Raw genomic sequence first — 12,096 nt, 5'->3', positions numbered from 1 at the left:
GTGCCGTACCTCCACATACCGGGACGCGCTCAATGCATGATGACGATTTCGAAGAATTGCGCGCGAGCCTCGCACTCGTGCGCCTGGCGTGGCCTCAACTCGTCACGATGTTCGGCTTCCTGTTTGCCGTTCTGCTTCGCTACCCGACGTGGTTTGTTGCCCTGTCCGTTCTTGCTGTGACGGTTTCGATCTTGCACGTCGCCATGAATGTCGCGAGAAATCCCGCCAGGTCGTTCGACTGCGCCCGGCGTACCCCATCGCCTCGTAGGCCCGGCAAGCTAGTTTGCGGACGTATATTGGTCTGACGTAATCACCTTGCTGGAGGCATGAAATCCGCTCTCCTTTGGCGGTTCCGACCTAGACTTGAATGGATTCGTAAGCTAGGCCCGGCATCCCGGAACCAATACTGACGCACGTGGATGTCCGGCCCGAATGTGAGCACTCTTGCCCATGACCGACGACGGAGGTGAACAAAATGGCCGAGACCTGGAAGGTTGCCGGTACGTACTTCGAGAGCTGCAATTGCTACGCCCCATGCAGCTGCGTTTGCCTCGGGCCGCCGTCGGATGGAGACTGCGCGGTGCTTATCGGTTGGCACATCGATCAGGGAACGTTCGCTGCCGTCACACTGGACGGACTCAACATCGCCCTCTTTGCATATTCGCCGGGCCATATGTTGCAAAACAAATGGAAAGTCGCGCTCTACCTTGACGAACGCGGCACATCTGAACAGCAAGAGGCGTTGGGCAAGATCTTTTCCGGCCAGGCCGGCGGCCCACTTTCGGCGCTTGGCCCGATGATTGGCGAAGTCATGGGCGTCAGGGCGGCCACCATCGATTACCAGCTGGACGGGAAGCGACGTAGCCTCCACATCCCCAATATCGCAGACATGGAGATCGAGGCCTTGTCTGGACAGGACGGTGGCGAGGTAACGATCAGCAATCACCCGTTTACGCCGGTCCCCGGGTTTGCGGCAGTGGTAGGAAAATCGAAGGAATTTCGCTTCACCGACCACGGCTTCACCAGAGAAGTCTCCGATCGCAACGGATTTTATTCTCCGTTCAACTACCATGGCTGAGCCTGGCTTACTGGTTGGGAGCGTGACGCGACGGCGGCCGGTACACGAGCGCGTGATAGTACTGTCCGGGCTCACCGTCGCCGCAGCGCTCGCGTGGGTCTACCTGTTGTACATGGGCTGGGGCATGGCGCATATGGACGCAGGGGCGGCGATGGCCATCATGCCGCGCATGACGCATTGGCAAGTCGCCGATCTGCTGCTGGTCCTCGCGATGTGGGCCATCATGATGGCCGCCATGATGCTTCCGTCGGTCGTACCGATGGTTCTGGCTTTCGCGTCCATGAGCAGCCTGCGGCGGGCGCAACACCTGTCATACGCGCCCACGAGCGTGTTCGTTCTTGGCTACCTGACCGTATGGTCCGGCTTTAGCGTGTTCGCGACGCTCGCGCAATGGGGCTTGCTGGAGGCTCGTCTCGTTACACCGATGATGGAGAGCGCAACGCCGTTGTTCGCGGGCGCACTTCTGGTCATCGCCGGCATGTTCCAGTTCACACCTTTAAAGCATTCGTGCCTTGCCAGGTGTGCGTCTCCTGTTGGCTTTCTTCTGGCCGGGTGGCGCGACGGCATCCTCGGTGCCTGGATCCAGGGATTTCGTCATGGGATGTACTGCGTAGGATGCTGTGGGCTACTCATGACGCTTCTCTTCGTATTTGGCGTCATGAATGTCCTTTGGATTGTCGCGCTGACAATCTACATAATGCTCGAAAAAATGCTGCCGCAGGTACGATGGATTCCTTTCGCGCAGGGAGTGCTGCTGATTTGCTGGGGCGTTGAAGTTGCAGCAAGGGTGTAAAGTCGCGAACGGCTGGAACGGTCGCGCGGGCAGCAGGATATTCGACCAAAGTCGGCCACGAGTTGGCGTTCGCCCCCTCGTTCCGGAACAACGAAGACAGTCAGCGCAGGCACGCAATGTGCGCAGCAGGGGATTCATGAGCCGCTGACAATGCACACCGCCAGCCCTTCGCGCCACTTCGACCCCATGCGCCGGCAGCGCATAACGGTATGGATCGCGCTGTTCGCAGTGCCGCTAATATGGCTGCTTTACCTGCTCATCTGCATCACGCTAGTCTCCAGCGCATGTGTAATCGGAGTCGCACAGCGCGGCGAACTCCGCTGGGACGACACCGAGAACATTCTTGCCGCGGTGTCGGCTGCGGCGTTCGCCGTTTGCCTTGTACTTGCTGTCGCCACCGGACGCGCCTGGAGGAAGATCGCCTGGTCATCGCACGGCGAACAGGATGCCGCGTGCTTCATCGCATGGTGTAGCGCGATTGTGGCCACGGCTTTCACCGTCACTCTTGGCTTCATCGCGTGCGTACTGATCGCCGCCCCGTTCGACCGTCTGTGCGCGCCATTTCAATGACCCAGCGTGGTTGATGATATGCCGGATGTCTCCGACCTTGGATGAGCAAGTCTGCCGCCTTTCGTTCGTCTTGATCGGCACTCCGGGACTTGAGATCGCGGTCAAATTGAATTCGCTGGCCTTTAGATCCGCGTCCTCCGGTCTACCAATGAGCAAGGCCGCTGTTCAGGAACAGGCTTGCGCTTCTGAATAGTAGCGGTTCGGCGCGGGAAAGACGCCCGTCATCACTTCAACCAGGAACGGTCCGTTATATCGACTTGCCTCACCGAGAACATCATCCAGCTCGTCGATTCCGTTAACCACGCGTGCCGCCACACCGAGTGACGATGCGAACGCCGTCCAGCTGTGACGGGGCAGGCTCGTGAACTGCTCCGAAATCAGACCGCCCCTCATCGCGTCGATGTGGATTGCGCCGTGCGCAGAGTTGTTCAGGACGACGTAGATCACCTTGATGCCGTAGCGAGCTGCCGTCTGAATTTCCGTTCCGTGCATCATCATGCATCCGTCGCCCGTGACGACGACGCAGGGGCGTTCAGGGGCCGCAATCTTGACGCCGATTCCGGCTGCGATAGCCCAGCCCATCGGCGCGAGTGAGCTGGACGAAAAGTAGTTGCCCATGCCCGACGTCAGCCAGTAGTGGGCCATGAATATTCGATGGGCACCGGAATCCACCACGACGTTGCTCTCCCTCGGCATCAGCTGGCACAGGCGCTTGATGACGGTGCCAGGATAAAGCGATTCATTGTCGCTCGAAGCCCTTGCGGCAAAGTCCTCGAACTGGCTGTCGTACAGGGGAATCCGGTTGAGCCCGGCGACCCATGCCCTTCTTCTTTCGAGCACTTTCTGGAACCCGTCGTGGGCGCCCGCGTTCATCCGGGCGAGCAACCGGAAGCTCGCCCCGATCCCGGAGAAAATACTTCGCTGCGCAATGTGCCCCATCGGGGGATGATCGAAGCTGTCATCGAAGACAAGCAGATCCTTCCCCTCGGTCAGCTTCCTGCTCCAGTTCATGCTGTCACGCTGGTTCAGATCGCTGCCAAATACGACGAGAGCATCAAGCTCGTCAGAATTGACCACACGCGCAGCGCGCGAATGGCTTGAGAACCCGTAGATGCCCAGGGCGAGTTTATGTCCCTCGGGAAATGCACCCTTGCCCGCCAGCGTCGTCGCGACCGGAACGTGAAATTTTTCCGCGACCTCAAGAAGGGCCCTCGCAGTCTCCGCGTCATTCCCGCGACTCCCAACCAGAAACGCGACTTTCTTCGACTGCAGCAGATACAGATGGCACAGGGCCTCCAGTGCGGTACGGTCAGGCGGAACTTCGCCCATATTGAATTCTTGCTGGGCGTAGGGTTGCCGTGCTATCTGCGGGCCGGGAGGAACATCCTGCCTTTGAATGTCAACAGGAATACTGATGAATGACCGCGCCCGACGCATCCAGTTCAGCCCGTCCGTCGCACGACGCAGCTCAGCCTGAACGTTTTCCTTGTTCTTCAGCTCGACCACGTCCGTCATCAGCTCTCTGACCACGCCACTTTCAAAGATGCCACCTGACGTCGCATCCTGGAAGGCTCCTTTACCCTCCGCACTCGACGAGATGCCTCCCGCGATATAGAGCATCGGAATCCGGTCCGCCTGAGCGGCCGCCATGCCGGGCACGAAGTTCATGGTGCCCGGACCGGAAATGCCTGCGCAAACACCGAACTTGCGGCTGGCGCGTGCGTAGCCATCGGCCATGAAAGCGCTGCCCGTTTCATGAGCGCCAACGATGCCGCGAATGGAAGGCGAATCGTGAATTGCATCCAGAAGTGGATAAATCAGCTTTCCAGGAACCAGGAACACGTGGTCGATTCCTGCAGACTCCAGCGACTTCACCACCATCTTCGAAACGTTGAGCGGAGCGGAAGATTTCATGGTCTTTGGTGACGATCCGGGCAGACATCCATATTCGAATATCCCGCCGCTCTCCGTCGTCGGGTGACGCGCGGTCTTTCGGCATTGAAACGTACCGAAGCCGGGGACAACCGAAGTCTGGAGACAGCGAGATGGCCTTCGACACGCTGCACTTTCAGTAACAGTCGTGTCTCGCGCTACTTCCCCGGGTCGGCACGAACAGCGGGCCCGAGTGTCTCCATCCATGAGTTTCCCGTCCCTGGCTGCACCGTCGCTCGCGCGCGCTCCATGCGCCGCTGGCGCAGCACTCGCCGGCCGCCCGATGCGCCAAGGCGGGCCTTATCGAGTACGTTATCGTGGATCTGCGTCCACTCGACCAGGACCCGCCTGCGCGCGCCCCGTTATCGATCGCTGCCCAGACATTGCAGTCGACTTCAGAATGTCTGCCACTCCGATGTCCCGGTAGCGGTGGCAGCAAGTCCCTTGCTTGCGCCCTCCGGGGAGACTGGAATCGACGCGGGCTTTGTTGCTGCTGCGGGAGAGGACGGAACGCGGTTCCGTGCAACGGCCTGCAGCGCTTTCGTCTCCCTTGATGACGTCGCTTCGTGGCCACTGACCCTGAAGAAGGCCACCGTCTTGCGCAGGCTTTCCGCCTGCTGTGCCATAGTCTGCGCGGCTGCCGAAGCCTCTTCCACGAGCGCGGCGTTCTGCTGCGTGACCTGGTCCATCTGGTTGACCGCCTGATTCACCTGCTCGATCCCGGTGCTTTGCTCGCTCGATGCCGACGAGATTTCCCCCACGATGTCAGTCACACGCTTGACCGCTTGCACGACTTCCTTGATTGCGCCGCCTGCTTCTTCGACGAGCCTCGAGCCGGTTTCCACCCTGTTGACGGAGTCGGAGATCAGCTCCTTGATCTCCTTCGCGGCAGTCGCACTGCGCTGCGCGAGCGTGCGGACCTCACCCGCAACGACGGCGAAGCCGCGCCCCTGTTCTCCTGCGCGAGCCGCCTCGACTGCTGCATTCAGTGCGAGGATGTTGGTCTGAAAGGCGATGCCCTCGATGACGCCGATAATCTCGGACATCCGGGTCGAACTCGTGGAGATGTCGCGCATCGTCTCGACGACGCGACCAACGATTTCGCCGCCGCGCTGCGCCACGCCCGAGGCTGTACCTGCGAGCGTGGCAGCCTGCGTTGCATTGTCCGTGTTGTGACGGACCGCTGCGGTCAGTTGCTCCATACTCGACGCAGTTTCTTCGAGCGATGCGGCCTGCTCCTCGGTGCGGCTCGACAGATCGAGGTTGCCTTGTGCGATCTGCGCGCTCGCAGTCGCGACACCTTCGGCGTTTTCGCGTACGTCCGACACGACCCGCAACAGGGCCTCGCACATGGACTTCAGCGATGCCATCAGGCTGTTCGAGTCGCCGGCGCGCAGGTCAATGCTCACATTCAGGTCACCCGCGGCCACACTTCTGGCCACGGCGGCGGCGGTCGCGGGCTCCGTACCCAGTTGCCGCGTTAGGCTACGCATCATCCAGATGCCGATACCGAGGCCGATCGAGACGGACATCGCCACGAGGACAAGCATCAGATTGCGGCCTTCGCCGTACACGGCGTCGTTGGATTCCGCCGTCCTTTGCGCGTCGCCCTGCTTCAGGGCAACCAGATTGCCCATCAGGACAAGCGTCCTGAAACCCTTCGTGTGGTACTCACCCAGCATGTATTCAGTCAGGCCATCCCGATCCTGTAACGCGGCCGAACTGATCTTGCCTTTCATTTCGTTGAAGGCCTGGATGTAGTCCTGCCAGCCCTGGTCGAGCTCGGCGAAGGTCGCCTTCCCTTTGTCGGTATAGACGAGAGGTTCTGCCTGGTTGAGGTGATCGCGTGCCTGGGCCAGTGCCTTGTCAGCCTGGTCCAGCGAGCCGGCCCGCTGCTCGGCCGTTGTGGCCAGAACCGCATTGCGTAGATAGGTCCCGACTCGCAATACGTCCGCGTTAGCCTGCTGGATCAGGTTCAGTCCGACAAGATCCTGTCGATACGTCTTGTCTGCATTCGCGCTGATTTGCGTCATGTTGTGCAGGCCGATCCCGCTGACGACCGCGCTGATCGCCGAAACCAGGATGAAAGCGCTGATCAGTTTGGTGCCGAGCTTCATGTTGCCGAAATTCATGATTCACTTTGGTGAGAATGAAAGAACCAGAACAGATAAGCGGGTTCGTGCACATTCGATATCAATCCCGAAAAGTCCGGCAACCCTGTATCGATTAAACGAACACCTGCAAGCCAGGTGTCATGGTGCGATGAACGTCTGGCGCTGGCACCCCCGCAACGCGAAAGTGAGAACAGCGCAGTACCTGACTGGTTATCGGCGGCATGATTTATTTCTTCATACAAATTATGCGTTTTGCCGCGGGATTTTTTTTACAGCGGTGTAAGGTCGCTGGAACGGACAGCTTCGGCCGATTCAGTCGTGCACAGTCATGGTGCACAGGAAATTACACAGCTATCCTGATCGGGGTGTAACGACGCTTACGTCGCAGGCCAGATTCCGCGCGTTCGCGACTGCGTCGGTCTCGTGACATCCCGGGTAGCGAGAGTTCGCCCAACGCCAGCTGCGAATACTTTTCGCAATCCATAATATTGTGAAGGATCCGGGTGTGCAGGTAGCTGTTCGAGCATCTCGTACGACGGAAGAGCCTGCGCCTCCTCGCGCGAAATGACACTTGACTCGGGCAGCAAGCAGGTCTGCGCGAGCGCGACAGGCGCGTCCGTCGACGCCGTGCAGGCGCTCGAGAAACACTCAATGCGTGACATCGGAATTGTGCTCCGGGTCCGAAATTTGCGCCGTTTCGACCTCAAGCGACAACGCACAAAACCGGAGTGGCGTGATGAATCAGGAACGGAGAGCGAAGATTGAAGCGGTGGCGGGCAGGCTCATTCAGGAAGTGATGACGACGGGCCTCACATGGGATGAGGCGGTCGCTGTATTTGGCCTTGCCGCGAAGGCCACGGCACAAGCTGCGGTACGTCTGGGGGCCGGCACGCCCGCGGATTGCCTTACGGTGGCGCGCATCCGGTTCGAGGACGCCTTCGCGCAGGACGTGCGGGTGGTCGTTACTGAATCCGCCACCCAGTAGCGCCCACGTCGACCACGCAAACAATCCGTTCCTTGCAACCGCAAACCGTCGCCACATCGACAAATTTCAGTGACCGCCAGTGGACGTTCCGGTCGCTGCAGCACCACGTTTCACCATGCAATGACCGCGTTACTTCAGGTTAGGGCTTCGTCTCGGCAAACTGGACGCGCAATTCGCGGATGCGATCGAGATCCTGGGCTACATCGCCGTATAGCCGCGCCACCACGGCGTTCACATCAGCGGGCAGATTCCTTTCAAGCGCAACGTGAAACCGCTTTTCCGCGGTATCTTCACCCTTTTCGCAATCCGCCAGGATGGCGTCGTCGGTGCGAGTGCCAACCGCGGATTTCACATTGAGCCAGCCGCGATGCAACGCGCCCGCAACGCTGCCGCCGTTTTCCGGCTTGCCGCCAAGCTTCACGACGAGTTCCTGCAACTCGCGCGCGCCACGCGAGCAGTGCACGGCACTTTCGAGCAGTGCTTCGTTCACGCTTGCGTGCTGTGCCTCGTCGGCTGCTTTCGTGAATTCTTGCTCGCCGTCCTTTGATGTTTCGATCAACTCGTTCAGCATGGCAATGACAGAGATCGTCATAGGTTTGCTCCCGTCGAGTAACCGCGTGAGACTCCCGTCTTCGCATACGCCATGCCCGAACCTCGTCCCGAAAAGCACCGAGCATATATCCTCCGCCTGCTCGGCGCCTTCCAGGAAGTTCATCTTCGGCGAGCCGATGAATCCGGCAACGCAGCGGTTCACTCCCCCCGATAGTTCAGCCAGACCTTCATCGGTCCGCTTTCGCGGTTATGCCAGGCGAAGTAAGGAATCGCGATCAGGGTGGCATCGTTGCGCAGCGTTGCATCAGCGGCTTCAGCCAGGGGCCGGTAAAGCGCTCCCGTCCAGTCCGGATCGATTGCGCGTTTGTGTGCAGCACCCCTGAGCACGACCACGCCCCCGAGTTGCTCTGCTCGCCACTCCGCTTCGAGCCATTGAGGGTCGACATAAAGCTCGTCGAGATCGACTCCCGGCATGTCGGCGCGTTCGACGCAGTACAGCAGCGGCCCGCGGCTCAACGCAATGCGGCCGCGATTGTCGGGCACCTTCGGGTGGCTCTGCCAGGCGCGCAGGGCCATGGGCAGCGTCAGGTGAATCACATCGCCGGGTTGCCAGAGGCGCTCGACCGCGATGTAGCCGTGCGCGTCCGCAGTGGCGTCGATCGCCTGGCCGTTGGCGGTCACCCCGATCGCCGCATTCGCCCGCGCGGCGGCTGCTACACCGTCGCGAGCCGTGACGAATCCGGCCGTGCCGTCGACCCATCCCGGAACGCGCAACTTCAGCGCGAACTCGCCTTGCGCATCGACGGCGATTTCAATGGCGCCGTCCCACGGATACCGCGTGCGCTGGCGCAGCGCCACCGTGCGTCCGTGGATGTCGATACGCGCGTCGCTCTCCATATACTGCTGCACGTAAATCGAGTCGGCATCGGTCCCATAGACGTAGCCGGGCAGCGACGCGATCGTGCGCGCGACGTTCGGTGGACAGCAGGCACAGTAGTACCACGGTTGCCGGCGATGCCCGCCGTCGTCCTCCAGCGGATTCACGTAGTAGTACGCATCGCCACCGAGCGACCAGCCCGGCAGCATGCCGTTGTACAGCGTCCACTCGAACAGGTCGGCATAGCGTGCGTCGCCCGTCGCGGCGAGCATCCGGTGACACCACATCATGCTGCCGATCGCGGCGCAGGTTTCGGTATAGGCCTGGCCGTTCGGCAACTCGAAGTCCGCGCCGATCGACTCGCCGTCATGCCGCGCGCCCACGCCGCCAGTGATGTACATGCGATGCGCGACGAGCCGCTCCCACAGCGTTTCCAGACGCCGCAGCAGCGCGGCTTCGCCGGTTTCCAGATAGAGATCGGTGACGCCACAAGACATGTACAAGGCGCGCACCGCATGCCCAGCCAGGGTTTCCATCTGCTCGAACGGCACGTCGTCCTGGAAATACGCGTCGCCGAACCGGCCGCCCGCGAGCAGGCCGTGACCGCGCGCTTTGATGAAGAAGCGCGCCAGCGCGAGATACTGGTCATTGCCGGTTTCGCGCGCGAGTTCGACGAGCGCCATTTCGATTTCCTCGTGCCCGTCGATGGCCTCGACCTTCCCTTCCGCCTCGGGCCCGAAGCGGTCGCACAACAGGTTGGCGAACCGGATCGCCACGTTCAGCAGGCGGCGCTTTCCGGTGGCGCGATGGTGCGCCACCGCGGCCTGGATCAGGTGGCCCGCGCAATACATCTCGTGCAGGTCGCGCAGGTTGCTCCAGCGCTCCGCCTTGCGCTCCACGCTGAAATAGCTGTCGATATAGCCGTCTTCGTCCTGCGCACGTTCGATCAGGGCGATACCTTCGTCGATGCGCTTTTCCAGTAGCGCGTGCGGTCCGCGCGCCACCACCCACGACGCGGCTTCGAGCCATTTGTAAAGGTCGGAGTCGTTGAAGAAGATGCCTTCGAAGGGGCCATCGTAGTCGCCGGACACGCGGCGGAAATTGTTGAGCCGCCCGGTGCTTTCGAGCAGGTCCCACTGGCTCGGCAAGGTCTTGTCGATGTTCGTCGCAAAGCGCGGCCCCCAGAAGTCGCCGCGCAGTTCGACCGCGCTCACGGCAACGGGTTTGATGCGCGCATAGCGGGTGGAGGCGAAATCGACGACTACGGGCTGTCGCAAGGTTCTTGTGTCGTTCATGATGTATGGGGAAGGTTATGCCTTGACCGCGCCAGCAATCAGACCGTTGATGTAAAAGCGCTGCAGCAGCAGGAAGAGGAGCGCGCACGGCAGGATCGAAATCGTGATGCCCGCCTGCATCAGCCCCCAGTCGATCGCGCCGAGCTGCCCGCTTTGCGCGTTCAGGAGCATGACCGGGAGCGTGTAGTGCCTGGCGTCGCCAAGCAGGATCAGCGCGGCCAGCAGTTCGTTCCAGGAACCGAAGAACGCGAACAGGCCGGCCGTGACGAGCCCCGGCATGACGAGCGGCAACATGATCATGCGCAGCGACTGCAGCGAACTGCATCCGTCGATCAGCGAAGCGTCCTCGATTTCGAGCGGCACCGAGTCGAACGAGTTGCGCATCATGAACACGGCGAACGGCAACTGGAACGTCGTGTAGACGAGGGCGAGCCCGAATAGCGTGCCTTGCAGGTGCATCCAGCGCAGCAACACGAAGAGCGGGTTCAGGATCGACTGGAACGGAATCATCAGCGTCGCCAGGATGACGACGAAGATCACGTTGCGCCCCCGGAAGCGGAATCGCGAGAACCCGTAACCGCCGAGCATCGAGAGCACGAGCGTCATCGCCACCGTCATCAGCGCCACCGACGCACTGTTGCCGAGATACCGCCAGATCCCTTCACCGTAGCCCGCGAGGTTCTGGTAGTTTTCGAGCGACAGACGCGATGGAATCCAGCGAGGCGGCGACGCGCTCGCATCGGCTGCCGAATAGAACGAGGTCAGCGCGGACCAGGCGATCGGGAACAGAAAGAGCAGCGTCAGGACCCCGCAGATCAGGTAGTAAAGCGCCACCGAAAGCCGCTTCTTCAGCCGGCTTGCATGGCCGGCATAGTTCAGGGCGGGCACGCTGGCCTTCAGCGCAGTTGGCGGCATCGGCACGAAGCCGGTCTCGGCGGAACGTAGCTTGTTACTCATCGTCGTCTCGCAGAAGAACCATCTGGATCACGCTCAGCGCGAGCAACACGATCAGCAGCACCACCGACATCGCGGCGCCGTAGCCGAGCTTGAAATACGTGAACGACGCGCGATAGATCCAGTGGACCACCGTGATCGTGCTGTTCATCGGGCCGCCTCGCGTCATTACGTAGAACTGCTCGAAAGCGAGATAGGAGCCGATCACCGCCATGATCAGCGCGAGCGCGAAGGTGCGCCGCATCATCGGCAGCGTGATGTAGCGCTGTTGCGCCCACCACCGTGCGCCGTCGATGCGTGCCGCCTCGTAGAGATCCCGCGGGATGGCCTGCATGCCGACCAGCAGGATCACCATCGTGAAGCCGCAGGCTTTCCACACCACCATGACGATCAGCGAGGCCAGCGCGGAATTGGTGTCGCCGAGCCACTGAACCGGTTCGCTGACGATGCCCAGTTGCATGAGGATCGCACTGAAGATGCCGACCTGATCATTGAACAGCCACACCCACAGCAGGCTCGCCGTCGTCATGCCGATGACGACGGGCAGAAAGAACGCTGTCCGGAAGATGCCGACGAAGCGGCTCGCCTGATTCACGAGCAGCGCCAGCAGGAACGCCACCACGAAGATGGCTGGCGTCACGAGCAGCGTGTACTCGGTCGTGAACCACAGCGCGCCCCAGAACGACGCGTCGTGCAGCAGTTCCAGATAGTTGTGCAAGCCCGCAAACGAGGGGACGCCCATCAGCGGCCAGTGGTAGAACGATATGCCGATCGTCATCGCCAGTGGCAGGAGGAAAAACACTACCGTGAATGCAAAGCATGGCAGCACGAACCAGTACCCTGCGCCGCGCCGGCCGACGCCTCCACGCTGCGGCCGACGCCTGGCCGGCAACGCGAAACCCGTGCCGGCGGGCGACGCTTCGTTCAGGACGTCCATCGTATTCGC

The 12,096-nt window shown here is 61.2% G+C and carries 11 protein-coding genes; 5 read left to right on the top strand and 6 right to left on the bottom strand.

Going from position 1 to position 12,096, the window contains the following annotated elements:
* The first annotated feature begins 32 nt into the window (after positions 1-32).
* From AB4Y44_RS16175 to AB4Y44_RS16160, 4 genes are all read left to right on the top strand, one after another.
* Positions 33-305 carry a hypothetical protein gene (locus AB4Y44_RS16175; protein WP_342920058.1) on the top strand — a complete coding sequence of 91 codons (273 nt, stop codon included), beginning with the start codon at positions 33-35 and terminating at the stop codon, positions 303-305.
* Positions 306-475: 170 nt separating this feature from the next.
* Complete coding sequence (locus tag AB4Y44_RS16170) at positions 476-1,078, top strand: DUF1326 domain-containing protein (protein WP_368700174.1); 603 nt, start codon at positions 476-478, stop codon at positions 1,076-1,078.
* Between the two features lie 52 nt (positions 1,079-1,130).
* Positions 1,131-1,871 (top strand): DUF2182 domain-containing protein, encoded by a 741-nt coding sequence (locus AB4Y44_RS16165; RefSeq protein WP_368700173.1) that lies wholly within the window; start codon positions 1,131-1,133, stop codon positions 1,869-1,871.
* 150 nt (positions 1,872-2,021) lie between these two features.
* On the top strand, positions 2,022-2,441 hold the full coding sequence (locus AB4Y44_RS16160; protein ID WP_368700172.1) for a hypothetical protein: 420 nt from the start codon (positions 2,022-2,024) through the stop codon (positions 2,439-2,441).
* 165 nt (positions 2,442-2,606) lie between these two features.
* On the opposite strand, the gene AB4Y44_RS16155 is transcribed toward AB4Y44_RS16160, so the two are convergent.
* Both AB4Y44_RS16155 and AB4Y44_RS16150 read right to left on the bottom strand, forming a co-directional pair.
* Entirely contained in the window at positions 2,607-4,355 is a 1,749-nt protein-coding gene (locus AB4Y44_RS16155; protein WP_368700171.1) for a thiamine pyrophosphate-binding protein, read from the bottom strand.
* A 413-nt stretch (positions 4,356-4,768) separates the two neighbouring features.
* Entirely contained in the window at positions 4,769-6,505 is a 1,737-nt protein-coding gene (locus AB4Y44_RS16150; protein WP_368700170.1) for a methyl-accepting chemotaxis protein, read from the bottom strand.
* 718 nt (positions 6,506-7,223) lie between these two features.
* Between AB4Y44_RS16150 and AB4Y44_RS16145 the strand changes: the two genes are divergently transcribed.
* Positions 7,224-7,472 carry a hypothetical protein gene (locus AB4Y44_RS16145; RefSeq protein WP_342920052.1) on the top strand — a complete coding sequence of 83 codons (249 nt, stop codon included), beginning with the start codon at positions 7,224-7,226 and terminating at the stop codon, positions 7,470-7,472.
* Positions 7,473-7,611: 139 nt separating this feature from the next.
* Here AB4Y44_RS16145 and AB4Y44_RS16140 read toward each other — a convergent pair whose 3' ends face one another.
* The 4 genes from AB4Y44_RS16140 to AB4Y44_RS16125 form a co-directional block, all read right to left on the bottom strand.
* Entirely contained in the window at positions 7,612-8,064 is a 453-nt protein-coding gene (locus tag AB4Y44_RS16140; protein WP_342920206.1) for a PA2169 family four-helix-bundle protein, read from the bottom strand.
* Between the two features lie 158 nt (positions 8,065-8,222).
* Entirely contained in the window at positions 8,223-10,196 is a 1,974-nt protein-coding gene (locus tag AB4Y44_RS16135) for a glycoside hydrolase family 127 protein (protein ID WP_368700169.1), read from the bottom strand.
* Between the two features lie 15 nt (positions 10,197-10,211).
* Complete coding sequence (locus AB4Y44_RS16130) at positions 10,212-11,153, bottom strand: carbohydrate ABC transporter permease (protein WP_368700168.1); 942 nt, start codon at positions 11,151-11,153, stop codon at positions 10,212-10,214.
* Positions 11,146-12,087, bottom strand: coding sequence for a carbohydrate ABC transporter permease (locus AB4Y44_RS16125; protein ID WP_368700167.1), 942 nt, complete (start codon positions 12,085-12,087; stop codon positions 11,146-11,148). Before AB4Y44_RS16125 ends, AB4Y44_RS16130 begins: the two co-directional genes overlap by 8 nt.
* Between the last annotated feature and the right edge of the window lie 9 nt (positions 12,088-12,096).

The sequence above is a fragment of the Paraburkholderia sp. BR10937 genome, assembly GCF_040965695.1.
Taxonomy (GTDB): domain Bacteria; phylum Pseudomonadota; class Gammaproteobacteria; order Burkholderiales; family Burkholderiaceae; genus Paraburkholderia.
Note: the sequence above shows the minus strand (reverse complement) of the source record. Positions and strands in the feature narration are given on the sequence as shown.